Source organism: Salinicola endophyticus, assembly GCF_003206575.1.
Taxonomy (GTDB): Bacteria; Pseudomonadota; Gammaproteobacteria; order Pseudomonadales; family Halomonadaceae; genus Salinicola; species Salinicola endophyticus.
The window spans coordinates 544255-569354 of sequence record NZ_PZJO01000004.1; the positions used below are offsets into that span (position 1 = coordinate 544255).

Below are 25100 nucleotides of genomic sequence, written 5' to 3' on the forward strand. Positions count from 1 at the left end.
GGGGTTCACTCGTTGCTACCGAAAAGTTGTTGATCGATCAAGTCGCACAGGCAGTGGATGACCAGCAGGTGGACCTCCTGGATGCGTGCGGTAGAGGTCGCCGGCACGCGGATCTCGCAATCTTCCTGGCCCAGCAGCGAGGCCATATCACCGCCATCGCGGCCGGTCAGCGCGACCACGCTCATCTCGCGGTCATGCGCTGCCTGGATCGCCTGTACCACGTTGGCCGAGTTGCCGCTGGTGGAGATGGCGAGCAGGATGTCGCCCGGCTGACCGAGGGCGCGGATCTGCTTGGAGAAGACGTCGTTATAGCTGTAGTCGTTGGCGATCGAGGTCAGCGTCGAGGTGTCGGTGGTCAGGGCCAGGGCCGGCAGGCTGGGGCGCTCGCGCTCGAAGCGGTTGAGCAGCTCCGAGGAGAAGTGCTGGCTGTCGCCGGCGCTGCCGCCGTTGCCACAGGCCAGGATCTTGCCCTCGCTGACCAGGCACTGGACCATCATCTGGCTGGCGACCTCGATGAAGGGCGGAAGCACCTCGCTGGCGTAGGTCTTGGTGTCGATGCTGGCGTTGAAGTGATCGAGTATGCGTGCTTGAAAGTCCATGGATCGCCTATTGGACGGTTAATATGCGTCGAATGCGGCACGAATCCAGTCGAATTCGAGATCGGGCTGGCTGCCGGTGACGCCGACGACGTCGAAGCGGCACGGACATGATAGCCGCTGTGCCTGGAGATAAAAACGCGCCGCGCGGACGAGGCGGCGCTGCTTGGCGGCGGTGATCGTCTCCATCGGGTCGCCGTAGTCGGAGCGCCGGCGATGGCGCACCTCGACGAACACCAGGGTGTCGCCGTCGCGCATCACCAGGTCGATCTCGCCGCCCTTGGCGTGCTGGTTGCTGGCCACCAGCGTGAGGCCGTGGTTGGCCAGCCAGCGGGCGGCGGCCTGTTCCACCGCCAGCCCACGAGCGCGGGCGTCAGTTCCCGCCGGCATCGCCGTTGCCATTCGTTGCCGGGCCGAGCGGATCCCCCGGCACGCCATCCGTACCATTACCGGTCGTGGCACTGGCGTTCGGGGTGCCGCTGTTGCTGCCGCTCGACGTCTGCTGCTGGGTGCCGGCGTTGCTGCCGTCGCCCAGCGTCGCCCCCGGAGAGGCAAGCAGCGGCTGGGGCACGCCGGCCTGGAACACGGCCCAGGGCAGGGTGCGCTGGATGCGCCCGTCTTCGCGCGCCTGCAGGTTACCGGTGGCGCCGTACACCTGGGTGCTGGGTAGCGCCTGCAGCAGCGGCAGGCGGCGCGCCAGCTCCAGGGCGTCCACACCCATGGCGTTGAGCTTGAGTAGACCGGGGTCGTCCTGGGTCGCCAGCTGGCGGTAGGTGGTGGCGTAGGGCAGGGCGTCGACCCCGCCGGCGGCGGCGTCCGGAATCATCCACGGCAGGTCGACGAACTGGACGTCGTTGAGATCATGGTCGGCGCGCGGCTGCGGCGTGCCCTCGTAGATCTGCGAGGTGGCGTAGACCGGCAGCTTGCCGGCGTAGTAGAAGTCGAGGGTCGGCGGAACCTGGCGGGCGTAGCTGGGCAGTGCGAGCAGGAACAGCATGTCCGGTTTCGATGAGCCGCCTTTGAGCATCCGGCTGACCGCCTTGGTGACCGAACCCGAGGGATCGTAACTGACCACCGAGGCGAGCTGGCCGCCGTCTTGCTGCCAGCGGTCGCGGAACGCCGCCAGTACCCGTGAGCCCCACTCGTTGTCGGGGACCAGAATGCCGGCGTGGCGGTGACCGTCGAGATAGGCCCGTTGGGCCACCTGGCGCGCTTCGTCCTCGGCGGAGAGGCCGTACTGGAACAGCTCGGCGGCCTGGTTGCGCGCGTGCTCGCCGTAGTTCAGGGCCAGTGTCGGCAGGGGCACGCTGGCGCGGGTCTCCAGTTGATTGACCTTGTCCTTGCTCAACGGGCCGATGACCGCCTGGGCGCCGCCGAGGGTGGCCTGGGCGTAGAGGGCATCGATGTCCTGCTGGCTCGAGTCGATGAAGGTGAGCGCTGGCACCTTCTCGCCCTGGGCGCGGGCGTCGTCCAGGCGCGCTTCCATGCCTTGGCGGATCGCTTTGGCGACATTGGCCAGCGGGCCGCTCTCGGGCAGCAGCACGGCGACGCGGTCGATCTGACGCCCCTCGACCTGATGCAGGGCGCTGAGCTCCTGCGGCAGGCGGCGATTGGCCGGGTGGTCAGGATAGCGGCTGCGCCACTGGTCGAGGCGGTCGAACAGGCCCGCGACGTCGCCGCTGGCGCTGCGGTAGAGGCGCGCCAGGGCGACCCAGCCCTGGGTGAGGGAGTCGTTGCTGCTGGCGGCGAGGGTGTCGAGGCCGGCGGGGCTCAGGCGTGACAGCGGCTTCCAGATCTCGTCGTTGAGCTCATAGGGGGCGTTGTCGCGCTGCAGGCCAATGAGCAGATCGGCGGCGGCCTCCGGCTCGCCGATCATGTCCAGTGCGATGCCGCGGCGATAGCGCAGCGTCTGGGCGTCGGCAGTGGGGATGGCAATGCCGCTGTCGAGGATGTCGGTGGCGCGGACCACGCTCCAGCCATCCTTCTCGGCGAGGCCGGCATCCGACATCACCAGCGCCCAGCGCACGCGCAGGTCGGGAGCGAGCTGGGCGCCGTCGATCTGTCCCGCGATCTGCAGCGCCTGCCGGGTATCCCCCTGGCGTGCTAGAATCTCCGCCGCCTGCAGGCGCGTGGCCGCAGCCTGCTGGCCGCTCTGGCTGCGGGCCTGGTCGAGCAGCGTCTGGGCGTCGGGGCCGCTGCTGCCCGGCATCATGCCGGTTCCGGCGCAGCCGGCCAGGATCAAGGCTGCCATCGCCGGCAGGAGAAGTCGCCGCAGGGCGTAACGCATAATGTCTGTCCCTTTTCCGTATTTGAGAGGCCGTGCGCTGTCGCGCCCCAGTGGCAGTGACGGTGGCCGGCCTCGGTTCCCTCGTTCCGCTGGCGACTGCCGGCCAGCGGCGGCGGCCGTCGAAACGACTCCCTGAACTCTCGCTGCCGAGCGCCCTTGGCGAGGGCGAGGCGCTACGCGGCGACAACGCGAGACTGCGTCGACCCGAGCGACGAGCGACGAGCGGATCGTGCGCGAGACGCCTGGTACAGGATCTTCCCCATGCACCGCAACCCGGATGTTACCGAATGAGCGAGACAAATGAAGGCGTATTGTACGTGGTCGCTACGCCGATTGGGAATCTCGAGGACCTGAGTGCCCGCGCCGCGCGGGTGCTGAGTGAGGTCGACCGGATCGCCGCCGAGGATACCCGGCATACCCAGCGCCTGCTGCGTCACCTGGGGATCGAGCGGCCGCTGGTCTCTCTCCACGAGCACAACGAGGCCGCCCGCGCCGAGTGGCTGCGCGAGCGGCTGGCGGCGGGTGAGCAGCTGGCGCTGGTCAGCGATGCCGGCACGCCGCTGATCTCCGACCCGGGATTCGTGCTGGTGCGCGAGCTGCGCCGCAGCGGTTTCCGGGTGGTGCCGGTGCCCGGCGCCTGCGCACTGGTGGCGGCGCTCAGCGTGGCCGGGCTGCCGACCGATCGCTTTCTCTTCGAAGGCTTTCTGCCGGCCAAGTCGACGGCGCGCCGACGCCAGCTGGAAGCGGACGCCGAGCGTACCGAGACGCGTGTCTTCTATGAGTCGCCGCACCGGATTCGCGATCTGCTCGCCGACCTGGAAGCGACGCTGGGGGCGCGCCGGGTGGTGCTGGCACGGGAGCTGACCAAGACCTTCGAGACGCTGCTCGAGGGCACGCCCGGCGAGCTGCTGGCGCGCATGGCGGAAGATCCGGACCAGACCCGCGGCGAGTTCGTGGTCATGGTGGCCGGTGCCGCGGCGGCCGAGCTCGCCGCGGATGCCGCCGAGGGCGAAGCGCTGATCGCCGCGATGCTGGCCGAGGGGGTGGGCGTCAAGAGTGCCGCGGCGGTGGCGACACGGCTGCTCGGCGGGCGCCGCAAACAGTGGTATCAGTTGGCCCTGACGCAGCAGTCCGAGGCGCCATGAGACACGCCTGGCGCGTCGCCGTTCGGCGACAGGTGGGGCGCCGCGCGTCGATGGCTGCAGCCCAGTGTTGAGAGGGGCAGGGGGTGCTGCTATTCTTGCGCGCTTGGGAGTTGGCCAGACAGTCGCCGCCGGTTGATCCGGGGGAGGAAAGTCCGGGCTCCATAGGGCGAGGTGCCAGGTAACGCCTGGGCGGCGCAAGCCGACGGCCAGTGCAGCAGAGAGTAGACCGCCTAAGCCGCTTCGGCGGCCGGTAAGGGTGAAAGGGTGCGGTAAGAGCGCACCGCGCGCCTGGTAACAGTGCGTGGCACGGTAAACCCCACCTGGAGCAAGACCAAATAGGGATCCTTCGGCGCGGCCCGCGCTGGATCCGGGTAGGTTGCTCGAGAGGTATGGCGACGTACCTCCTAGATGAATGACTGTCCTCGACAGAACCCGGCTTATCGGCCGACTCCCTCCTCTTTTTTCGCCGTTCGAATACCGAGATCCGCATGCTGCACCGCGACAAGGCTCCACAGGCACACGACGATGGCGCGGCCGGCTCGCCGGACTACCGCCACACCAGTGTGCTGCTCGATGGCGCGGTCGAGGCGCTGGTGCAGGCACCGAACGGCTGCTACCTGGATGGTACCTTCGGTCGTGGCGGCCACTCGCGGGCGATTCTCGAACGTCTCGCCCCTGACGGGCGGCTGCTGGCGATCGATCGTGACCCTGCCGCGCTGGCCGCGGCCGCGGCGATCTCCGATCCTCGCTTTGACATTCGCCCGGGGGTCTTCGCCGAGCTCGATCAGCACGCCGCAGCCGCGGGTCTGATGGGCAAGCTCGATGGCGTGCTGCTCGATGTCGGCGTCTCTTCGCCGCAGCTCGACGACCCCGAGCGCGGCTTCAGCTTCCTGCGTGATGGCCCCCTCGACATGCGCATGGACCCCAGCTCCGGGGTCGGTGCCGCGGCCTGGATCGCGCGCAGCGACGAGCAGGAGATGGCGCGGGTGTTCAAGACCTACGGCGAGGAGCGCTTCGCCAAGCGTATCGCGCGGGCCATCGTCGCGGCGCGCCGTGAGGCACCGATCGCGCGTACCCAGCAGCTGGCCGAGATCGTCAAGGCCGCGCATCCGGCCTGGGAGAAGGGCAAGCATCCGGCGACCCGGGTCTTCCAGGCGATTCGCATCCATCTCAACGACGAGCTGGGGCAGCTCGAGCGTGCGCTGAGCGCCGCGCTGGAGACCCTCGCCCCGGGTGGTCGCATGGTGGTGATCAGCTTTCACTCCCTCGAGGATCGGCTGGTCAAGCGCTTCATTCGTGATCAATCCCGCGGCGACACCCACTTGCCCCGCGGCATGCCGATACGCGAGGATCAGCTCAACAAGCGGCTCAAGCCGGTGGGCAAGGCACTGCGTCCCGGTGAGCGCGAAGTCGATGGCAATCCCCGTGCGCGCAGCGCGGTGATGCGCATCGCCGAGAAGTTGGCGTAAAGGAGCTCCATGGCCGTTCAAGGAAGACGCAGGCCCCCGCTCTATGGGGACTGGCCATTCGCCCGCCGCACGGGCACCCGTTCGATCATCCTGATCCTGCTCATCGTCGCTATCCTCGCCAGTGCGCTGGCGATCATCAGCACGTCCCACCTCACCCGCCTGCAGTACGCACGGCTGCAGAAGCTCGAGAACCAGCGCGATGCGCTGCAGACCGAGTGGGGGCGCCTGCTGCTGGAGGAGAGCACCTGGTCGTCGCCGGCCCGCATCGAGGCGCTCGCCAGCAAGCGCCTGGACATGCGCGTGCCGAGCGTGGGTGACGTCAAGGTCATCACCCCATGAGCGCCACGCGCCGACGCACCGCTACCCCCAAATCCCGCGCCGCGAATGCGCCGCTGGGGGGCGGCCGCTACTGGTTCATGCTGTGCATCATTCTGGTCGCCCTCGCTGCCTTGGTGGGGCGCGTGGTCTATCTGCAGGTGATCGACCGCAGCTTCCTGCAGGATCAGGGCGATGCACGCACCCTGCGGGTGGAGTCGATCGGTGCCCACCGCGGCATGATCAGCGATCGCAACGGTGACCCGCTGGCGATCTCGACCCCGGTGGTCACGCTTTGGGCCAACCCGCAGGAGCTGCCTACCGACCCGATCCAGCTCACCATGCTGGCCCAGGCGCTCAAGGTCGACCCGCAAGAGCTGCGCGATCGCGTTGGCCGCTACGCCCAGAAGGAATTCATGTATCTGCGGCGTCAGCTCACCCCGGCCCAGGCCCAGCCGGCGATTGATCTGCAGGTGCCCGGGGTCTACGCCCGCGACGAGTACAAGCGCTACTACCCGGCGGGCGAGGTGGCGGCCCAGCTGGTCGGAGTGACCAATGTCGACGACCGCGGGCAGGAGGGGCTGGAGCTGGCCTACAACCGCTATCTGACCGGCGAGCCGGGCAAGCGTCGCGTGCTGCAGGACCGCAAGGGGCGGCTGGTGCGCGACCTGCACCTGATCAAGGATGCTCGACCCGGCGGTGACCTCAAGCTATCGATCGATCTGCGCCTGCAGTACATGGCCTACCGTGAGCTCGCCGCCGGGGTGCGCGAGAACGACGCCGACGGTGGCTCGCTGGTGATGCTCGATGCCCGCACCGGTGAGGTGCTGGCGATGGCCAACTTGCCCTCCTACAACCCCAACAATCGCTCCGACGTCGACGTGCGCGGGCTGCGCAACCAGGCGATCACCGATGCCATCGAGCCGGGCTCGGTGATGAAGCCGCTGGCGATGTCGGCGGCGCTGGCCTCCGGTAAGTACACCCCGCAGAGTGTCATCGACACCTCGCCCGGGTGGATGGTGGTGGATGGCTACACGATTCGTGACTTCCGCAACTACGGCAAGCTCACCCCGGCGGGTATTCTGCTGCACTCCTCCAACATCGGCATGGCGCACATCGCGCTGTCGCTGCCCAAGGACACCATCTGGAACCGTTATCGCCAACTCGGCCTGGGCCAGTCGCCGGGCACCGGTTTCCCGGGTGAGAACAGTGGCAGCCTGCCGTCGCTGACCAATCTGCCGCGTAGCGCCCAGGCAGCGATGGCCTACGGCTACGGCATCGCGGTCACGCCGCTGCAGCTGGCCAGCGCCTATACCGCGATCGCCAATGACGGCAAACGCCTGCATCCGTCGCTGCTCAAGCTCAGTGGCGAGCCGGAGAGCGACCAGGTGATGGCGCCCAAGGTGGCGCACGAGCTGCTCCAGATGATGGAGCAGATCGTCAAGCCCAATGCTGGCGGCCATCTGGCGATGGTTCCCGGTTACCAGATCGCAGGCAAGACCGGTACGGTGCGCAAGGTCACCAGTACCGGCTATCAGAAGACCGCCTATCGCGGGCTGTTCGCCGGTATTGCGCCGGCCAACAATCCGCGCATCGTCACTGTGGTGATGATCGACAATCCCAAGAAGGGCGATTATTACGGTGGCCTGGTCGCTGCGCCGGTGTTCAGCCGCGTGGTTGGCAGCGCCCTGCGTCTGCTCGATGTGCCGCCGGACCAGCCCGAAGAGGAGACGGCACCATGACGCTCGAAGTCGAAGTCTCGCGTCTGATCCAGGCGCTCGCGTCGCTGTGGCCGGAGGCTGACCTAGCGTCACTGCGACGACGTCTGGCCGATGCCGACAGCGTAGCCCTGGCCCTCGATAGTCGCGATGTGAGCGGCGGCGGTGAGCTGTTCGTCGCGCTGCCCGGGGTGGATCGCGACGGACGCGAGTTCATTGCCGCGGCGCTCGAGCAGGGCGCGGTGCTGGTGCTGGCCGAGGCCCACGGGCTCGATATCGCGTGGCACGAGGACGCCCGCGTGATGGCGCTACCGGGGCTTGCCGGACGGCTGTCCGAGTTCGGCCGCCAGCTGTTCGCGGTGCCCGACGGCCTGACACTGATCGGTGTCACCGGCACCAATGGCAAGAGTTCGGTCACCCACTATATCGCCACCCTGCTGGAGGCCGTGGGGCGGCCGGCGGCGGTGATCGGCACCCTCGGTTATGGCCGCCCGCAGCGACTCAAGGCAGCGCGCCAGACCACGCCGGGGCCGCTCGAACTGCAGCAGATGCTGGGCGAGCTCGCCCGTGAGGGGGTCGAAACCGTGGCCATGGAGGTCTCCTCCCACGCCCTGGCCCAGGAGCGTCTCGGCGATACCCCGATCGAGGTCGCGGTCTTCACCAATCTGAGTCGTGACCATCTCGACTATCACGGCAGCATGGCCGCCTACGCTGCGGCCAAGGCCAGGCTGTTCCGCCGCGAGTCCCTGCGGCTGGCAGTGGTCAACGCCGACGACCCGCTGGCGCGATTGATGCTGGCGGGTCTGTCCTCCGGGGTGCGGGTGCTGGCCACCGGCGCGGCCGAGGCGACCACCCTGCGGGTGGCCGGCTGCGAGACGCTGCCGCAGGGGCTGCACGCGGTGGTCGCTTCGCCGGAAGACGAGCATCTGCTCGAACTGCCGCTGATGGGACGCTTCAATCTCGATAATGCGCTGCTGGCGATGGTCACGCTTTATGGCCTGGGTGTGCCGCTGGCGTCGCTATGGCCGGCGGCACAGACGCTGTCGCCGGTGCCCGGGCGCATGCAGCGGCTGCCGCGCGACCCTGATAGTGAAATGCCCAGCGTGGTGATCGACTACGCCCACACCCCGGATGCGCTGGACAATGCCCTGACCGCGCTGCGTGAGCATCTGCCGGCCCAGGCGGACAGCCAGCTATGGTGCGTGTTCGGCTGTGGCGGCGACCGCGACAGCGGCAAGCGACCCCTGATGGCAGCGGTCGCCGAGCGCCACGCCGACCGGCTGGTGGTGACCGACGACAATCCGCGTAGCGAGAACCCGGCGACCATTCGTGGCGAGATCGTCGCCGGTCTGTCGCCCGCGGCGGCGGCGAACGCCTGGTCGATCGATGGCCGTGGCGAGGCGATCCGGCGAGTGATCGCCGAGGCTGGCCCCCACGATATCGTGCTGATCGCCGGCAAGGGGCACGAGGATTACCAGGAGATCGCCGGTGTGCGCCACCCGTTCGACGATCTCGAGCAGGCGCGGGCGGCGTGCGCGCAGCGGGAGGCGCAGGCGTGAACCTGAGCTTGAGCGCCATCGCCGCGACCCTGGGAGCGCCCGGGGTCGCTGGGGATAGTGAGGTCGCACGCATCGTCACCGACACCCGTGAGCTTGCCCCGGGGGATCTGCTGGTGGCGCTCCAGGGCGAGCGCTTCGATGCGCACGACTTCCTCGCCATGGCGCGGGAGCGCGGTGCGGTGGGGGCAGTGGTCGCGCGTCCGGTGGCCGATCCGCTGGCACAGATCCTGGTGCCGGATACCCGTCTGGCATTGGGACTGCTGGCGCGGGCGCACCGGCTTGCCTGGGCAGGCGAGCTGGTGGCGGTCACCGGTAACAGCGGCAAGACTACGGTCAAGGAGCTGCTCGCGGCGATTCTCTCCCGGCGCGCCCCGACCCTGGCCACCCGCGGCAATCTCAACAACGACATCGGCGCGCCGCTGACCCTGCTGGGGCTGCGCGCGCCCCACCGTTACGCCGCGGTGGAGCTGGGCGCCAACCATCTCGGCGAGATCGCCTGGACCACGGCGCTGGCCCGGCCGCAGGTGGCGATCATCACCAACGTCACCGGCGCCCATGTCGGCGAGTTCGGCGGCATGGGGCAGATCGCCCAGGCCAAGGGCGAGATCCTCGCCGGCCTGGGTCGTGACGGCGTCGCCGTGCTCGACCGCCAGGAGCACTATTTTCCCGTGTGGCGGGCACTGGCGGGGAGCGCCCGCGTGCTCGATATCGCCATCGATGCCCCGGCCGCCGTCACCGCCCACGATCTGGTCTGTGATGACGCCGGGCGGTATGCTTTCACGCTCTCGCTGCCGGACGCTCCGGCGCTGACGGTGAAGCTGGCGCTGATCGGGCGCCACAATGTGCGCAATGCGCTGGTGGCGGCGGCGGCGGCCCACGCACTCGGTTTCGCGCCGGCGGAGATCGTCGCCGGGCTCGTGGCCACCACCGCGATGAGTGGGCGCATGCAGGTGGTGGCAGGCGTACGCGGCAGCCGCCTGATCGACGACAGCTACAACGCCAACCCCGGTGCCATGCGCGCCGCGCTGGAGACGCTGGCGACCCTGCCGGCGCCGCGCTGGTGCTTCCTCGGCGCCATGGGGGAGATGGGGGCCGAGTCGGCCGCGCTGCACGCCGAGGTGGGGCGCACCGCGCGCGATCTCGGTATCGATTGTCTGGGTACGTTCGGGGAACCCGCGCGTGCCGCAGCCGAGGCCTTCGGTGACGAAGGCCGCCATTTCGACGACTGGGCGGCGCTCGAGCGCTTCGCCCGTGATCAGATGCCTTCCCACGCCAGCGTGCTGGTCAAGGGATCGCGTAGTGCCGGCATGGAAAGACTCGTGGCCGCGCTGCGTGACGACGCCTCAAGGTGAATCGGACTCATGCTGCTTTTTCTGGCTGAACTGCTGACGCATTTTCAAAGTGCCTTCAACGTCTTCGGTTATCTCACCCTGCGAATCATCCTGGGGACGCTGACGGCACTGTTCCTGAGCCTGTGGATGGGGCCCCAGATGATCAAGCGCCTGGTCGAGCGCCAGATCGGTCAGGCGGTGCGCGACGACGGCCCGCAGTCACACCTCTCCAAGGCCGGTACGCCGACCATGGGCGGTGCGCTGATCCTGATCTCGATCGCCGTGAGCACCCTGCTGTGGGGCGATCTGACCAACCATTACGTGTGGCTGGTGCTGGCGGTCACGCTGGGCTTCGGCGCGATCGGCTGGGTCGACGACTTCCGCAAGGTGGTGGAGAAGAATCCACGTGGCCTGCCGGCGCGCTGGAAGTACTTCTGGCAGTCGGTGATCGGTCTCGGTGCTGCGCTGGTGCTCTATTTCACCGCCGCCAGCCCGGTCGAGATCAGTCTGATCGTGCCGCTGTTCAAGGATGTGGTGATTCCGCTCGGCGGTTTCTTCGTCGTGCTCAGCTATCTGGTGATCGTCGGCAGCTCCAATGCGGTCAACCTGACCGACGGACTCGACGGTCTGGCGATCATGCCCACCGTGCTGGTGTCGATGGGGCTGGCGGTGTTCGCCTACGCCAGCGGCAATGCGGTATTCGCCCACTATCTACATATCCCTGAAGTCCCCGGGGCCGGCGAGCTGGCGGTCTTCTGCGGCACCATCGCCGGCGCCGGGCTCGGCTTCCTGTGGTTCAACACCTACCCTGCGCAGGTGTTCATGGGCGATGTCGGTGCGCTGGCACTGGGGGCTGCGCTGGGCGTGGTGGCGGTGATCGTGCGCCAGGAGATCGTGCTGTTCATCATGGGCGGGGTGTTCGTGATGGAGACGGTGTCGGTGATCCTGCAGGTGGGCTCCTACAAGCTGACCGGGCGGCGCATCTTCCGCATGGCGCCGCTGCATCACCACTTCGAACTCAAGGGGTGGCCCGAACCGCGCGTCATCGTGCGCTTCTGGATCGTCACCGTGATGCTGGTCCTGCTGGGGCTGGCGACGCTCAAGCTGCGCTGATCCCATGACCTCGATATCGCAGCGTGCCAACGACCTGCCTGCCGGCCCGCGCCTGGTGGTGGGCCTGGGCATCTCCGGGCGTGCCATCGCGCGCTTCCTGCGCGCGCGGGGCGAAGCCTTCGTGATGGCGGATACGCGCAGCGCACCGCCGGGGCTGGAGGCCTTCCGAGCCGATTTCCCCGAGGTGACGCTGCACCTGGGGGCCCTCGATACACTGGATCTGGACGCCTTCGCCGAGATCGCGGTGAGCCCGGGTGTGGATACCGCCAGCGCCGGGCTTTCGCCCTACCGGCATAAGCTGGTGGGGGAGATCGGGCTGTTCCGGCGCTACTGCCACGCGCCGCTGGTGGCGATCACCGGCTCCAATGCCAAGTCCACGGTAACCACACTGGTGGGTGAGATGGCCCAGGAAGCGGGGCTCGATATCGCCGTGGGCGGCAACCTGGGCGAGGCGGCGCTGGATCTGCTGCTCGATCGGCCCGCGGCGGCCTGGTTCGTGCTCGAACTCTCGAGCTTCCAGCTCGAGAGCCTCGACGCCCTGGATGCCCGCTGCGCCGCCTTTCTCAACCTCTCCGAGGACCATCTCGACCGGCATGGCGACATGGCCGGCTACCGCGCCGCCAAGGCCCGTATCTTTCGCGGCGCCGAGTGCGCGGTGGTCAACGCCGAGGATAGGGCGACCTGGCCCGACGACCCCCAGCTGCCCTGTGTGCGTTTCACCCGGGCCGCACCTGCCAGCGCCAACGAGTGGGGCGTGGCGGTGCCCACCGGGGCTGAAGAGCCCTGGCTGTGTCGCGGCACCGAGGGGCTGATGCCGGTGGCGGCACTGGCCATGGCGGGGCGCCACAACCAGGCCAACGCCCTGGCGGCGGTGGCCATTGGCGAGGCGATGGGGCTGCCGTGGGCGGCGATGCGCCAGGTGCTGACGCGTTTTGGCGGGCTGCCGCACCGCGGCGAGGTGGTGGTCGAGCGGTGCGGCGTGCGCTGGATCAACGACTCCAAGGGGACCAATGTGGGCGCCACCCTGGCCGCCATCGCCGGTGTCGGCGAAGGGCTCGCCGGGCGCCTGGTGTGGCTCGGCGGGGGCGTGGGCAAGGGTGCCGATTTCACCCCGCTGGCGCCGGCGCTGGCGCGGCATGCGCGCGAGGCGGTGGTCTTCGGTCAGGATGCCGGGCGCCTGGCTGCGGCGCTCGGCGATCAACTGCCGGTGACCCGGGTCGAGACCCTGGCCGAGGCGATGCGCCGGGCCGCCGCCATCGCCGAGCCCGGTGACTGCGTGCTGCTGTCACCGGCCTGCGCCAGTCTCGATCAGTTCCCCAATTATCTGGCGCGCGGCGCGGCGTTCCGCGAGATTCTGGCGCAAGGGCAGGAAGCCACATGCTGAAAGGGCTGGAACAACGTTTCACCACCCGCCATCAATCCTTCGATGGCTGGCTGCTGCTGTCGGCGCTGGCGCTGATGCTGATCGGCTGGGTCATGGTCACCTCGGCCTCCACCGAGATCGCCGCCAGTCTCACCGGGAATCCCTACTATTTCAGTATCCGTCACGGCATCTTCGTGCTCGCGGCGATCGGGGTCGGCCTGCTGGCGGTGCGCCTGCCGCTGTGGTGGTGGCGCGAGAAGGGGCCCATGCTGCTGATCCTGGGGCTGCTGCTGCTGGTGCTGGTGCTGCTGGTGGGACGCGAGATCAACGGCAGTCGGCGCTGGATCCCGCTGGGCATCGTCAACGTCCAGGCCTCCGAGGTCGCCAAGCTGTTCATGATCGTCTACGTCGCCGGCTACCTCGAACGCTTCCTGCCCGAGGTGCGGCGCACCTGGGGCGCCTTCATGCGTCCGCTGGCGGTGATGGCGCTGATCGGCTTCCTGCTCATCCTGGAGCCGGACTACGGCGCCGTGGTGGTGATGACCGGCTGCGTGATGGGCATGCTGCTGCTCTCCGGGGCGCCGCTGTGGCGCTTTCTGCTGATCATGGTGGTGGTCGGCTCGGGGGCGGTGATGCTGGCCGTCGCCGAACCCTACCGTCTGCAGCGTATCACCAGTTTCGCCAACCCCTGGGCGGATCAATACAACACCGGCTACCAGCTGACCCAGGCGCTGATCGCCTTCGGTCGCGGGCACTGGTTCGGTCTGGGCTTGGGCAATAGCGTGCAGAAGCTCTTCTATCTGCCCGAGGCGCACACCGACTTCGTGTTCGCGGTGCTGGCCGAGGAGCTGGGGCTGTTCGGGGCGGTCGGGGTGATCCTGCTGTTCGCCCTGCTGGTGTTCCGCGCCTTCCGCATCGGACGCAAGGCGGAGCTGGCGCGGATGCCGTTCGCGGCTTACCTGTGCTACGGCATTGCCCTGGTGATCGGCGCCCAGGCCTTCATCAATATTTCGGTGAGCTCGGGCATGTTGCCGACCAAGGGTCTGACGTTGCCGCTGCTGAGCTACGGCGGCTCGAGCCTGATCGTCAGCGGTATCATGGTGGCGATGCTGTTCCGGGTCGACGCCGAAGTTCGCCGCAGCCAGCGGCGCGCCGCCGCGCCGCCACAGGGGCAGTCGTCGGCGCCGCCGGAGCGGCAGCCGCAGGGGGACGAGTCATGAGCCAACTCGAGCGCGTCCTGATCATGGCCGGCGGTACCGGTGGCCACGTGGTGCCGGCGCTGTCGCTGGCGCGGGCGCTGCGCCAGCGAGGCGTCACGGTGGAGTGGCTGGGCAGCCCGCGGGGCATCGAAAATCGGCTGGTGCCGGCGGCCGGGCTGGTGCTCCATCAGATCGACGTGGCCGGACTGCGCGGCAACGGTCTGGCCGGCTGGCTGGCGATGCCGTGGCGCCTGAGCCGAGCCGTGATGCAGGCGCGCCGGGTGATCAGACGCTTCGATCCGCAGCTGGTGGTCGGGCTGGGCGGCTTCGCCAGCGGCCCCGGCGGGCTCGCTGCCCGGCTCTGCGGCAAGCCGCTACTGGTGCATGAGCAGAATGCCATCGCCGGGTTGACCAATCGCGCCCTGGCGCGGCTGGCGACGCGCACCTATGCCGCCTTCCCGGGGGCTTTTCCAGCTTCGCGTGCCGAGGTGGTGGGTAATCCGGTACGCGAGGAGATCGCCCGCCTGGGCGAGTCACCGCGGCAGGCCCAGGCGATGGCCGGGCGGCCACTGCGGCTGCTGGTGTTGGGTGGTTCGCTGGGGGCGCAGGCACTCAACGAGCGTCTGCCCGCGGCGCTGGCAGCGCGGCCTCCTGAGAGCCGCCCGGAGGTGCGCCATCAGGCCGGCCGTGACAAGGAGTCCGCGACCCAGACGCGCTACCAGGAGTCAGGGGTGAGCGCCGAGGTGAGCGACTTCATCGATGACATGGCCGAGGCCTACGCCTGGGCCGATCTGATCGTCTGTCGCGCCGGCGCGCTGACGATCGCCGAGCTGAGCGCGGCGGCCAAGCCGTCGCTGCTGGTGCCTTTCCCCCACGCGGTGGACGATCACCAGACACACAATGCGCGCCATCTGGTCGCGGCCGGTGGCGCCGAACTGATACAGCAGAGTGAGTTGACGCCGCAGCGGCTGACGCAGGCGCTCGACGCGCTGCTGCGCCCCGACGTGCTCGCGGAGATGGCGGTCCAGGCACGCCGGGTGGCTCATCTGGATGCCGTCGAGCGCATGCTCGAGGGCTGCATGGAGGTGGCAAGTGAGCGATAGCATCGAGAATCGTCCGGTACGTTCGCATCTGGGGATGCGACGGATCCGCGGGATTCACTTCGTCGGCATCGGCGGTGCCGGCATGTGTGGCATCGCCGAGGTGCTGGCCAACGAGGGCTACACCGTCAGCGGCAGCGATCTGCGCGAGTCGGCGGTGACCCAGCATCTGCGCGAGTGCGGCATTCGCGTGGCGATCGGGCATGCCGAGGTCAATGCCGAGGGCGCCGACGTGGTGGTGGTTTCCACCGCCGTGGATGCCAGCAACCCGGAGATCGCCTGGGCCCGCGAGCATCGCGTGCCGGTGGTGCGGCGCGCCGAGATGCTGGCCGAACTGATGCGCTTTCGTCACGGCATCGCGGTCGCTGGCACCCACGGCAAGACCACTACCACCAGTCTGCTGTCGACGCTGCTGGGCGAGGCGGGGCTCGATCCGACCTTCGTCATCGGCGGTAAGCTGACCAGCGCCGGCACCAATGCGCGTCTGGGCGCTGGCGAGTTTCTGGTCGCCGAAGCCGACGAGTCGGATGCTTCCTTTCTGCATCTGCAGCCGATGACCGCCATCGTCACCAACATCGATGCCGACCACATGGCGACCTATGATGGTGACTTCACACGCTTGAAGAACACCTTCATCGAGTTCCTCCACAACCTGCCGTTCTACGGCCGGGCAGTGCTGTGTGTCGATGACGACAACGTGCGTGAACTGCTGCCGCGGGTGCAGCGCCATTTCGTCACCTATGGTTTCAGCGAGGACGCCGACTTCCGCGTCAGCGAGTTCTGGCAGGAAGCAGGGGAGATCGGCTTCGTCGCGGTGCGCCCCGAGGGCCACGCCGACCTGCGCATTCGGCTGGCGATGCCGGGGGCGCACAATGCCCTCAACGCGCTGGCGGCGATCGCCGTGGCCACCGATGCCGGTGTCGCCGACGCCGATATCGTCACCGGCATGGCCTCCTTCGGCGGCGTCGGGCGGCGGTTCCAGGTGCATGGCCACTATCCGCTCAAGCGCGGCGGCGAGGTGATGCTGGTGGATGACTACGGTCACCATCCGCGCGAGGTCGAGATGGTGATCCGCGCGGTGCGCGCCGGCTGGCCGGAGCGCCGTCTGGTGATGGTCTATCAGCCGCACCGCTACAGCCGTACCCGGGATCTCTACGAAGACTTCGTGCGCGTGCTCTCGGGGGTCGACACGCTGCTACTGTTGGATGTCTACAGCGCCGGCGAGGCGCCCATCCCCGGGGCCGAGGGCAAGATGCTGGCCGGCTCGATCCGCCAGCGTGGTCTGGTCGACCCGATGTTCGTCGAGGACAAGGCCGCGCTGCCCGATATGCTCTCCCATGTGTTGCGTTCCGACGACATCCTGATCACCCAGGGTGCCGGCGACGTGGGTGGCATTGCGCTCAAGCTGGCCGGCAGCGGCCTCGATCTCGACGAGGTGGTGCTTTGAGTTCCAGCTCGACCCGCCTGCCGGCCGCTGCGCAGAGGCGTCACCGATGAACGCCAACGCGCGGGGGGCGCTGATCGGCGTGCTGATGATCGTCGTGCTGCTCGGTGCCGGGGGGCGCGCGCTCTGGTTGTGGCTGGACAAGCCGATCGCCCGGGTCTCGATCAGCGGTGATCTCGAGTACGTCAGCGCCAGTTACCTGCAGCAGCAGCTGGCACCGCTGATCCGCGGCCACACCTGGCTCTCCATCGATCTGCCGGCGCTGCGTGACCAGGCGCGCAAGATCCAGTGGCTGCGCGAGGTCAAGGTCACCCGCGAGTGGCCCAATGCGCTGCGCTTCGAACTCTACGAGCAGGACCCGGTGGCGCGCTGGAACGACGACGCGCTGCTCAACAGTCGCGGTCAGCCGTTCCTGCCCGGGCCGATCGAGGATTTCGGCCGGCGCCTGCCCGATCTGGGTGGCCCCGAGGGTAGCGGTCGCGAGGTGCTGGCCTACTACGACTCGCTGCGGCGTACGCTCTCCGATCTCGGGCTCGAGGTCACCCAGCTGCGGCTCGAAGCGCGCGGCGCCTGGCGCTTCCAGGTCAATGACAATGTCTGGGTCATCCTCGGGCGCAGCGATCTGGATACGCGACTGGCACGTTTCATCGCTGCCTGGCAGCGCCAGTTGGGTGCGCAGGCGTCGCAGATTCGCTACATCGATCTGCGTTATCCCAATGGCGTCGCGGTGGCCTGGCACGGAGAGACCCAAACCAGCGCCGAAGCCAACTAGATCGGTGGCGTGATCCCGACGTAGTCGTTTGCGATCGGGGTCACGCCCGCCGATCTCGGCCTTGCATCGTGGGAATGGCACGGCGCAGAGCCTCGCCGGCGTTGCCATCTCGCTACACTTGCGGCAAAAAAAGCGGCCCTTGGCGTAGCCATTTCCCTTTTGTAGAAAAAGGGCTTACTGTGGCTTTTGTTTCAGCGATGGGCTGGTGAAAAAGGCCCGCTTGTTTCTATAATAAGCCTGAATCTTTATCGGCCCATTTTTAACGGGTTTTATCGGTGTTTGAGGAGCGATCCCGACCTATGGCAGGACAATCCAACGCTTCCAATATGGTGGTCGGGCTGGATATCGGAACATCCAAGGTGGTCGCCATCGTGGGGCAACCCACGGATGATGGTGGGCTAGAAATCGCCGGGATTGGTTCGCATCCTTCGCGTGGCATGAAGAAGGGTGTGGTGATCAACATCGAGTCGACCGTGCAGTCGATTCAGCGTGCCGTCGAGGAAGCCGAGCTGATGGCCGGCTGCGACATCCATTCCGTCTATGTCGGCATCGCCGGCAGCCACATCAGCTCGATGAACTCCGATGGCGTTGTCGCCATCAAGGAGCGCGAGGTCGGCCCCAGCGACATCGAGCGGGTGATCGACTCTGCCCGTGCCCGCGCCATTTCCGAAGGCCAGCGCGTGCTGCACGTCATCCCGCAGGAGTTCGCGATCGATACCCAGGAAGGGATCCGCGAGCCGCTGGGGATGTCCGGGGTACGCCTGGAAGCGCGGGTGCACCTGGTGACCGCGGCGCTCAATGCGGTCCAGAACATCGAGAAGTGCGTGCGCCGCTGCGGCCTCGAGGTCGACGACATCATTCTGGAGCAGATCGCTTCCAGTCACGCCGTGCTCACCGAAGACGAGCGCGAGCTGGGTGTGTGCATGGTCGATATCGGTGGTGGTACCACCGATATCGCAGTGTTCACCGAAGGGGCGATTCGCCACACCGCGGTGATCCCGATCGCCGGCGATCAGGTCACCAATGATATCGCCATGGCCCTGCGCACGCCGACCCAGTATGCCGAAGACATCAAGGTCAAGTACGCCTGCGCGCTGACCCAGCTGGCCAGCAGCGACGAGATGATCAAGGTGCCGAGCGTCGGCGACCGCCCCTCCCGCGACCTGTCGCGACAGGCGCTTGCCGAGGTGGTCGAGCCGCGCTACGAGGAGCTCTTCACGCTGGTGCGCGAAGAGCTCAGGCGCAGCGGCTACGAGGATCTGGTCGCCGCCGGCGTGGTGCTGACCGGTGGCACCTCGCGCATGGAGGGGGTGGTCGAGCTGGCAGAGGAGATATTCCACATGCCGGTGCGCATCGCTTCCCCGCACAATGTGCGCGGTCTGGCCGACGTGGTGCGCAACCCGATTTATTCGACCGGGGTAGGTTTGCTACTCTACGGCATGCAAGACGCCAAGCACGCTCGCGCAGTATCAGCCCAGCCTCAACGGGAAGAGCACCTTCCTCGACGTGGAACCAGGGATGAGGTTTCCGCGTTGGCGCGGATCAAAGGCTGGTTTAAAGGAAATTTCTGACAGGCCGCGATGCGGTCTTGGAGACGGGGCAATGTTCGAACTAGTAGATAACGCACCTTCCAGTAGTGCAGTCATCAAAGTCATCGGTGTTGGCGGCGGTGGCGGCAATGCCGTCAACCACATGGTCGAGAGCAACATCGAGGGCGTCGAGTTCATCTGCGCCAACACCGATGCCCAGGCGCTCAAGCGCGTGGCGGCCAAGACCGTACTCCAGCTGGGTGGCGAGATCACCAAGGGCCTCGGTGCCGGTGCCAATCCGGAAGTCGGGCGCCAGGCGGCGATGGAAGATCGCGAGCGCATTGCCGAAATGCTGCAGGGCGCCGACATGGTCTTCATTACCGCCGGCATGGGTGGTGGCACGGGGACCGGCGGTGCGCCCGTGGTGGCCCAGGTGGCCAAGGAGCTGGGTATCCTGACCGTGGCGGTCGTCACGCGTCCGTTCCCGTTCGAAGGTCCCAAGCGCATGCGCGCGGCGGAAGAGGGCATGAAGGCGCTCTCCGAATACGTCGATTCGCTGATCACCATCCCCAACGAGAAACTGCTCTCGGTGCTGGGCAAGAATGCCAGTCTGCTGACCGCGTTCAGCGCCGCCAACGACGTGCTCCTGGGAGCGGTCCAAGGGATCGCCGAGCTGATCACCAGCCCCGGCATCATCAACGTCGACTTCGCCGATGTGCGCACTGTCATGTCCGAGATGGGTATGGCGATGATGGGCACCGGCGCCGCGACTGGCGAGAACCGTGCCCGCGAAGCGGCCGAGAAGGCGATTCGCAGCCCGCTGCTCGAAGATATCGACCTGCATGGCGCCCGCGGCATTCTGGTCAACATCACTGCCGGCCCGGACCTCTCCATCGGTGAGTTCAACGACGTCGGTGCGACGGTGCAGGAGTTCGCCTCCCAGGACGCCACCATCGTCGTGGGCACCTCGATCGACATGGAGATGTCCGACGAGCTGCGCGTGACAGTCGTGGCCGCTGGCCTGGATGCGCAGAAAGAGAAAGCGCTGCCGCGCGAGAGTGTGGCGTCGCGTCCCGAACCGACCGATTACCGCAAGCTGCAGCAGCCGGCCGTGATGCGCCAGCAGGCCGCCCGCGCCGAGCAGGAAGCGGCTGCAGCCAAGAAGCAGCAGAGCCAGGAGAAGCGCAAGTCTGCCGAGATGGATGACTATCTCGACATTCCGGCCTTCCTGCGGCGCCAGGCGGACTGAAAACAGAGCGTCACACGATGCTCATCATTCTGTCACGTCGATATGTTTGGTGAAACGGTCGTTCGGTGTTACAGTGAACACCGTTTTCAAACTATTTGACTGTCAGGTCGATGCCGATGATCAAACAACGAACGTTGCAGAACACGATCCGCGCCACGGGCGTGGGCCTCCATTCCGGAGAGAAAGTGTATCTGACGCTGCGTCCCGCGGCGCCCAATACGGGCATCGTGTTCGTACGCACCGATCTCGACCCTGTCGTGCAGATTCCCGCCGACGCCCAGAGCGTGACCGACACCAACCTGTGCACTGCGCTGTCACGGGATGGTGTGAAGGTGGCTACGGTCGAGCATCTGATGTCGGCATTCGCCGGCCTGGGCATCGATAATGCCTATGTCGAGCTGAGCGCTGCCGAAGTGCCGATCATGGATGGCAGCGCGGGTCCGTTCGTGTTCCTGATCCAGTCCGCCGGTATCGCCGAGCAGGCCGCGCCCAAGAAGTTCATCCGCATCAAGCGCGAGGTGACGGTCAGCGACAACGGCAAGCAGGCCACCTTCCTGCCGCACAACGGCTTCAAGGTGAGCTTCGCGATCGATTTCGATCATCCGGTGTTCGATCAGCAGAAGCAGACCGCCAGCGTCGACTTCTCCACGACGTCCTTCGTCAAGGAAGTGTCGCGGGCGCGTACCTTCGGCTTCATGCGTGATCTCGAATTCCTGCGTTCGCAGAATCTGGCCCTCGGCGGCAGCCTCGATAACGCCATCGTGGTCGACGACTATCGCATCGTGAACCAGGACGGCCTTCGCTACGAAGACGAGTTCGTCAAGCACAAGATGCTCGACGCCATCGGTGACCTCTATCAGTTGGGCTACAGCCTGATCGGTGAGTTCCGCGGCTACAAGTCCGGCCATGGCCTCAACAATCAGCTCTGTCGTGAGCTGCTGGCACATCCCGAAGCTTTCGAGGTCGTGACCTTCGAGGAGGCCGCCGAGTCGGCGCCGATCTCCTACGCGGCTCCGGCGATGGCCTGACGACAAGCGTGTTTCGATCGTCGCCGCAGACGACAGCGCGGCCACGATCCACGAGAACGCCGACCCATTGGGTCGGCGTCTTCGTTTTCGGGGATGCTGCCGGGTGGTCGAGGGTACGTGCTGTTCGAGAGGGCGGTCTCTGCTGGCCTAGTGCGAGCTGTCGTTGCCGTCTTCGGACTCCGCGGGCGCGGCGTGGGAGGCGAGGCGGGTGAGGGCGCGCCGCAGTGGCGACTCCTCCATGCCCGCCGCGCACTGGTTCAGCGCATTGGCGCCGGCCGGGGTCAGGTGGCGGATCTGGCGCGGCGGGACCTTGACCGGACGCACCGGACGCACCTTGAGCGACAGCTTCATCACCGCTTCGAAGCCTGGCAACTGATGCAGCAGCTTGAGCAGGTGCGGCTGCTCGTAGCGCAGCCAGGTGAGCCAGGCTGCGCGATCGGTGATCAGCGTGAGCACGCCGTCGCGGTAGCCGCCGACGAACACGTGCTCGGCAACGTCCGGCGGCAACTGGCGACGCAGATGGCGTTGGGCGCGGTCGATCAGCGTGGCCATGCGCACCACGTCGCCGAGGCCGCTGGGCTGGCCGAGCAGATGGGAAACGGACTGGGCTCGAAAACGCTTAGCCTTTATACTCATCGGCTTGCACGCAGTGGGAAAAGTTCCCCCAAACCTATCACGACGCGGAGTTCGTCGACAGCATGACATCGGCCCATTCGCATTCCGGCCATACGGGCGCCCGCTGGCGACCCCGCCAGCGGGCGCACTGGTGGCTGGCCAGCGTGCTGGTGGGATGCCTGCTGCCAGCCGGATTGGTGCAGGCCGAGGCGCTGCGCCTGGCCGAGCGACTGGCCCAGGTCTACCTGATGGCGCCGGAGGAGATCCGCGCCGAGTCTCGCCGTGTCGCCCGTGCGCCGACCACGCACCCCCAGCCGCCGCGACTGGCGCTCCCGACGCTGGTCGGCGTGCTGCCGGCCCTGGTCGCAGTACGGCGCCTGGCGCACGACGCCTTCTCCCGCCGCGGCCCGCCACTTCCTGCCTGACTTTCATCGCTTGTCGCAGCGCCGCTACCGCCGTCTCGACGGCCGCGGAGGCGCCCATGAATGACGCAGGAACTCCATCATGTTGAACGTATTGGTCAAGAAACTGGTCGGCTCGAAGAACGAGCGCGACGTCAAGCGGATGCGCAAGCAGGTCACGGCGATCAATGCGCTGGAAGAGACCATCGCCGCGCTCGACGATGCCGCGCTCGCCGCCAAGACGGCTGAATTCCGCAGCCGTCTGGAAGCTGGCGAAAAGCACGACGCCCTGCTGCCGGAAGCCTTTGCCGTGGTGCGCGAGGCGAGCAAGCGGGTGCTCGGCATGCGTCACTTCGACGTCCAGATGGTCGGCGGCATGGCGCTGCACGACGGGCGTATCGCCGAGATGAAGACCGGTGAGGGCAAGACCCTCGTGGGCACCCTGGCGGTCTACTTCAACGCGCTGCCGGGCAAGGGCGTGCATGTGGTCACGGTCAACGACTACCTGGCCAGCCGTGACGCCAACTGGATGCGTCCGCTCTACGAATTCCTCGGTCTCAGCGTTGGCGTGATCGCCTCCGGGCAGCCCAACGAAGAGAAACGCAAGGCCTACGCCTGCGATATCACCTACGGTACCAACAACGAGTACGGCTTCGACTATCTGCGCGATAACATGGCCTTCTCGCTCGAAGACAAGGTCCAGCGCCCGCTCCACTACGCCATCATCGATGAGGTCGACTCGATCCTGATCGACGAGGCGCGTACGCCGCTGATCATCTCCGGCCCGGTGGAGGAGGACGTCGAGCTCTACCGCACCATCGGCACGCTGTCGCAGCGGCTCGAGCAGTGCAGCGACGAGGAGGACCCGAGCAGCGGCGACTTCCTGATCGACGAGAAGCAGAAGCAGGTGGAACTGACCGAAGAGGGGCACCAGAAGGTCGAGGGGCTGATGCGCGAGGCCGGCCTGCTCAAGGAGGAGGACTCCCTCTACGCGGTGCAGAACCTGGGGCTTCTGCAGCACATCCACTCGGCGCTGCGGGCGCGCTGCCTCTACCATCGCGACGTCGACTACATCATCGCCGAGAACCAGATCGTCATCGTCGACGAGCATACCGGGCGTACCATGCAGGGCCGGCGCTGGTCCGAAGGCCTGCACCAGGCGGTCGAGGCCAAGGAGGGCGTGCCCATCCAGCGCGAGAGCCAGACGCTCGCCTCGACCACCTTCCAGAACTACTTCCGTCTCTACGACAAGCTGGCCGGCATGACCGGTACCGCCGACACCGAGGCGTTCGAGTTCAACCATATCTACGGCCTCGACGTGCTGGTGATTCCCACCAACCGCCCGCTGGCACGCCAGGATCTCAACGACCTGGTGTTCATGAGCGCCGAGGAGAAGTTCGAAGCGATCATCGAGGACGTCAAGACCCAGCGCGAGGCCGAGCGCCCGGTGCTGGTGGGTACTGCCTCCATCGAGACCTCGGAGTATCTGTCGCGGCTGATGCAGGCGCAGAAGATTCCGCACAACGTGCTCAACGCCAAGCAGCATGACAGCGAGGCCGAGATCATCGCCCAGGCCGGTCGGCCCGGCGCGGTGACCATCGCCACCAACATGGCCGGCCGCGGTACCGACATCATGCTCGGCGGCAGCTGGGAGGCCGATGTGGCCAAGCTGGAGTCCCCCAGCGACGAGCAGATCGAGGCGATCAAGGCCGAGTGGCAACAGCGCCATGACGCCGTGCTCGCCGCCGGCGGCCTGCACGTGGTGGGTTCGGAGCGCCACGAGTCACGGCGTATCGACAACCAGCTGCGCGGCCGTGCCGGGCGTCAGGGCGACCCGGGTTCGACCCGCTTCTTCCTCTCGCTGGAGGACAACCTGATGCGCCTGTTCGGCTCCGAGCGGGTGCAGCGTCTGATGGGCGCACTGGGGCTGGAGCGCGGCGAGGCGATCGAGCACAAGATGGTATCGAATGCGGTCGAGCGCGCGCAGAAGAAGGTCGAGGGGCGCAACTTCGATATCCGCAAGCAGCTGCTCGAGTACGACGACGTCTCCAACGATCAGCGCCGGGTCATCTACGACCAGCGCGACGAGATCCTGGCCGCCGAAGAGATCTCCGACAACATCGCCAGCATTCGCGATGAGGTGCTCGACCATACCATCTCCACCTATGTGCCGCCGCAGAGCCTGCCGGAACAGTGGGAACTGGCCAATCTGCAGGATCAGCTCAAGCAGGAGTTCAACCTCGACCTGCCGCTCGTCGAATGGGCCGAACAGGATCAGAACTTCAACGAAGAGGTGCTGCGCCAGCGGCTGCAGGACCAGCATCGTGGCCAGTACACGGCCAAGGTCGAGGCGATCGGGCGCGAGATGATGCAGCGCTTCGAGAAGCAGGTGATGCTGCAGGTGCTGGATACCCGCTGGAAGGAGCATCTGCAGTCGATGGACCATCTGCGTCGGGGTATCCATCTGCGCGGTTACGCCCAGAAGAATCCCAAGCAGGAGTACAAGCGCGAAGCCTTCGAGCTGTTCCAGTCGCTGCTCTACAACATCAAGCACGATGTGACGCGTATCCTGAGCCACGTTCAGGTACGCCGTCAGGAAGAGGTCGAGGATCTCGAGCGCCAGCGCCGCGAAGCGCTGGAGCGCGAACAGGCCGGCAGCCAGTCTCTCCACGAAGAGGCGGTGGCCGCCGCGCGTGAGACCGCCGAAGGTGCCGAGGAGCCCGCCGCTCAGGCCGCCGACGACAACGCACCGGTGCGCCGCGAAGGGCCCAAGGTGGGGCGCAACGACCCCTGCCCGTGCGGCTCGGGCAAGAAGTTCAAGCAGTGCCACGGCAAACTGAACTGAGCATGACTCGGCGCCGCGCAGC

General features: G+C 67.2%; 21 protein-coding genes and 1 other RNA gene. 18 read left to right on the forward strand and 4 right to left on the reverse strand.

From position 1 onward, the window contains the following. Positions 1-5: 5 nt before the first annotated feature. The 3 genes from DOM66_RS11785 to DOM66_RS11795 are packed head-to-tail and all read right to left on the reverse strand — an operon-like array spanning position 6 to position 2883. Entirely contained in the window at positions 6-599 is a 594-nt protein-coding gene (locus DOM66_RS11785; RefSeq protein WP_035473784.1) for a phosphoheptose isomerase, read from the reverse strand. Positions 600-617: 18 nt separating this feature from the next. Next, positions 618-986: a YraN family protein gene (locus DOM66_RS11790; RefSeq protein WP_110676281.1), complete on the reverse strand. Its 369-nt coding sequence runs from the start codon at positions 984-986 to the stop codon at positions 618-620. Then, entirely contained in the window at positions 970-2883 is a 1914-nt protein-coding gene (locus DOM66_RS11795) for a penicillin-binding protein activator (protein WP_110690216.1), read from the reverse strand. The genes DOM66_RS11790 and DOM66_RS11795 overlap by 17 nt, the downstream gene beginning before the upstream one ends. 287 nt (positions 2884-3170) lie before the next feature. On the opposite strand from DOM66_RS11795, the gene rsmI reads away from it, so the two are divergent. From rsmI to lpxC, 16 genes are all read left to right on the forward strand, one after another. Continuing rightward, positions 3171-4028, forward strand: coding sequence for a 16S rRNA (cytidine(1402)-2'-O)-methyltransferase (rsmI, locus tag DOM66_RS11800; RefSeq protein WP_110676277.1), 858 nt, complete (start codon positions 3171-3173; stop codon positions 4026-4028). A gap of 106 nt (positions 4029-4134) precedes the next feature. Then, positions 4135-4484: RNase P RNA component class A (rnpB, locus tag DOM66_RS11805), an RNA gene on the forward strand. Positions 4485-4516: 32 nt separating this feature from the next. Then, a complete protein-coding gene (gene rsmH / locus DOM66_RS11810) occupies positions 4517-5497 on the forward strand; it encodes a 16S rRNA (cytosine(1402)-N(4))-methyltransferase RsmH (protein WP_110690329.1) in 981 nt (326 codons plus the stop codon). Between the two features lie 9 nt (positions 5498-5506). Beyond that, the gene (gene ftsL / locus DOM66_RS11815) at positions 5507-5836 is read left to right on the forward strand and encodes a cell division protein FtsL (RefSeq protein ID WP_110676275.1); all 330 of its coding nucleotides are present in this window, start codon (positions 5507-5509) and stop codon (positions 5834-5836) included. Next, positions 5833-7554, forward strand: coding sequence for a peptidoglycan D,D-transpeptidase FtsI family protein (locus tag DOM66_RS11820; protein ID WP_110676273.1), 1722 nt, complete (start codon positions 5833-5835; stop codon positions 7552-7554). Before ftsL ends, DOM66_RS11820 begins: the two co-directional genes overlap by 4 nt. Beyond that, a complete protein-coding gene (locus DOM66_RS11825; RefSeq protein ID WP_110690218.1) occupies positions 7551-9089 on the forward strand; it encodes a UDP-N-acetylmuramoyl-L-alanyl-D-glutamate--2,6-diaminopimelate ligase in 1539 nt (512 codons plus the stop codon). The genes DOM66_RS11820 and DOM66_RS11825 overlap by 4 nt, the downstream gene beginning before the upstream one ends. Continuing rightward, positions 9086-10441, forward strand: coding sequence for a UDP-N-acetylmuramoyl-tripeptide--D-alanyl-D-alanine ligase (locus DOM66_RS11830; RefSeq protein ID WP_110690221.1), 1356 nt, complete (start codon positions 9086-9088; stop codon positions 10439-10441). The genes DOM66_RS11825 and DOM66_RS11830 overlap by 4 nt, the downstream gene beginning before the upstream one ends. A 9-nt stretch (positions 10442-10450) precedes the next feature. Next, positions 10451-11533, forward strand: coding sequence for a phospho-N-acetylmuramoyl-pentapeptide-transferase (mraY, locus tag DOM66_RS11835; RefSeq protein ID WP_110676267.1), 1083 nt, complete (start codon positions 10451-10453; stop codon positions 11531-11533). Between the two features lie 4 nt (positions 11534-11537). Beyond that, positions 11538-12917: a UDP-N-acetylmuramoyl-L-alanine--D-glutamate ligase gene (gene murD / locus DOM66_RS11840; protein ID WP_110690224.1), complete on the forward strand. Its 1380-nt coding sequence runs from the start codon at positions 11538-11540 to the stop codon at positions 12915-12917. Beyond that, the gene (gene ftsW / locus DOM66_RS11845; RefSeq protein ID WP_110690226.1) at positions 12911-14116 is read left to right on the forward strand and encodes a putative lipid II flippase FtsW; all 1206 of its coding nucleotides are present in this window, start codon (positions 12911-12913) and stop codon (positions 14114-14116) included. The genes murD and ftsW overlap by 7 nt, the downstream gene beginning before the upstream one ends. Continuing rightward, positions 14113-15198, forward strand: a complete 1086-nt coding sequence (gene murG, locus DOM66_RS11850) for an undecaprenyldiphospho-muramoylpentapeptide beta-N-acetylglucosaminyltransferase (protein ID WP_110690228.1) — start codon at positions 14113-14115, stop codon at positions 15196-15198. Before ftsW ends, murG begins: the two co-directional genes overlap by 4 nt. 34 nt (positions 15199-15232) lie before the next feature. Then, positions 15233-16642 (forward strand): UDP-N-acetylmuramate--L-alanine ligase, encoded by a 1410-nt coding sequence (murC, locus tag DOM66_RS11855; RefSeq protein ID WP_232825244.1) that lies wholly within the window; start codon positions 15233-15235, stop codon positions 16640-16642. 46 nt (positions 16643-16688) lie between these two features. Further along, positions 16689-17411, forward strand: a complete 723-nt coding sequence (locus DOM66_RS11860; protein WP_110676257.1) for a cell division protein FtsQ/DivIB — start codon at positions 16689-16691, stop codon at positions 17409-17411. A gap of 299 nt (positions 17412-17710) precedes the next feature. Then, complete coding sequence (gene ftsA / locus DOM66_RS11865; RefSeq protein ID WP_110676255.1) at positions 17711-18982, forward strand: cell division protein FtsA; 1272 nt, start codon at positions 17711-17713, stop codon at positions 18980-18982. Between the two features lie 31 nt (positions 18983-19013). Continuing rightward, positions 19014-20189 (forward strand): cell division protein FtsZ, encoded by a 1176-nt coding sequence (gene ftsZ, locus DOM66_RS11870; RefSeq protein WP_035473756.1) that lies wholly within the window; start codon positions 19014-19016, stop codon positions 20187-20189. A gap of 116 nt (positions 20190-20305) precedes the next feature. Next, a complete protein-coding gene (lpxC, locus tag DOM66_RS11875) occupies positions 20306-21217 on the forward strand; it encodes a UDP-3-O-acyl-N-acetylglucosamine deacetylase (protein ID WP_110676364.1) in 912 nt (303 codons plus the stop codon). 147 nt (positions 21218-21364) lie between these two features. On the opposite strand, the gene DOM66_RS11880 is transcribed toward lpxC, so the two are convergent. Beyond that, on the reverse strand, positions 21365-21853 hold the full coding sequence (locus DOM66_RS11880; RefSeq protein ID WP_110690230.1) for a DUF721 domain-containing protein: 489 nt from the start codon (positions 21851-21853) through the stop codon (positions 21365-21367). A gap of 62 nt (positions 21854-21915) precedes the next feature. On the opposite strand from DOM66_RS11880, the gene DOM66_RS19750 reads away from it, so the two are divergent. Continuing rightward, positions 21916-22257 (forward strand): hypothetical protein, encoded by a 342-nt coding sequence (locus DOM66_RS19750; protein WP_188115178.1) that lies wholly within the window; start codon positions 21916-21918, stop codon positions 22255-22257. Between the two features lie 79 nt (positions 22258-22336). Then, on the forward strand, positions 22337-25078 hold the full coding sequence (gene secA, locus DOM66_RS11890) for a preprotein translocase subunit SecA (RefSeq protein ID WP_110690232.1): 2742 nt from the start codon (positions 22337-22339) through the stop codon (positions 25076-25078). Positions 25079-25100: the final 22 nt, after the last annotated feature.

Bases quoted from the DNA above. Each gene is read 5' to 3' on its own strand.
- murG (WP_110690228.1), top strand. From the start codon at position 14,113: ATGAGCCAACTCGAGCGCGTCCTGATCATGGCCGGCGGTACCGGTGGC.
- DOM66_RS11860 (WP_110676257.1), top strand. From the start codon at position 16,689: ATGAACGCCAACGCGCGGGGGGCGCTGATCGGCGTGCTGATGATCGTC.
- rsmH (WP_110690329.1), top strand. From the start codon at position 4,517: ATGCTGCACCGCGACAAGGCTCCACAGGCACACGACGATGGCGCGGCC.
- DOM66_RS11825 (WP_110690218.1), top strand. From the start codon at position 7,551: ATGACGCTCGAAGTCGAAGTCTCGCGTCTGATCCAGGCGCTCGCGTCG.
- murD (WP_110690224.1), top strand. From the start codon at position 11,538: ATGACCTCGATATCGCAGCGTGCCAACGACCTGCCTGCCGGCCCGCGC.
- lpxC (WP_110676364.1), top strand. From the start codon at position 20,306: ATGATCAAACAACGAACGTTGCAGAACACGATCCGCGCCACGGGCGTG.
- secA (WP_110690232.1), top strand. From the start codon at position 22,337: ATGTTGAACGTATTGGTCAAGAAACTGGTCGGCTCGAAGAACGAGCGC.
- rsmI (WP_110676277.1), top strand. From the start codon at position 3,171: ATGAGCGAGACAAATGAAGGCGTATTGTACGTGGTCGCTACGCCGATT.
- DOM66_RS11790 (WP_110676281.1), bottom strand. From the start codon at position 986: ATGCCGGCGGGAACTGACGCCCGCGCTCGTGGGCTGGCGGTGGAACAG.
- ftsA (WP_110676255.1), top strand. From the start codon at position 17,711: ATGGCAGGACAATCCAACGCTTCCAATATGGTGGTCGGGCTGGATATC.
- DOM66_RS11820 (WP_110676273.1), top strand. From the start codon at position 5,833: ATGAGCGCCACGCGCCGACGCACCGCTACCCCCAAATCCCGCGCCGCG.
- ftsW (WP_110690226.1), top strand. From the start codon at position 12,911: ATGCTGAAAGGGCTGGAACAACGTTTCACCACCCGCCATCAATCCTTC.
- mraY (WP_110676267.1), top strand. From the start codon at position 10,451: ATGCTGCTTTTTCTGGCTGAACTGCTGACGCATTTTCAAAGTGCCTTC.
- murC (WP_232825244.1), top strand. From the start codon at position 15,233: ATGCGACGGATCCGCGGGATTCACTTCGTCGGCATCGGCGGTGCCGGC.
- ftsZ (WP_035473756.1), top strand. From the start codon at position 19,014: ATGTTCGAACTAGTAGATAACGCACCTTCCAGTAGTGCAGTCATCAAA.
- ftsL (WP_110676275.1), top strand. From the start codon at position 5,507: ATGGCCGTTCAAGGAAGACGCAGGCCCCCGCTCTATGGGGACTGGCCA.
- DOM66_RS11795 (WP_110690216.1), bottom strand. From the start codon at position 2,883: ATGCGTTACGCCCTGCGGCGACTTCTCCTGCCGGCGATGGCAGCCTTG.
- DOM66_RS11785 (WP_035473784.1), bottom strand. From the start codon at position 599: ATGGACTTTCAAGCACGCATACTCGATCACTTCAACGCCAGCATCGAC.
- DOM66_RS19750 (WP_188115178.1), top strand. From the start codon at position 21,916: ATGACATCGGCCCATTCGCATTCCGGCCATACGGGCGCCCGCTGGCGA.
- DOM66_RS11880 (WP_110690230.1), bottom strand. From the start codon at position 21,853: ATGAGTATAAAGGCTAAGCGTTTTCGAGCCCAGTCCGTTTCCCATCTG.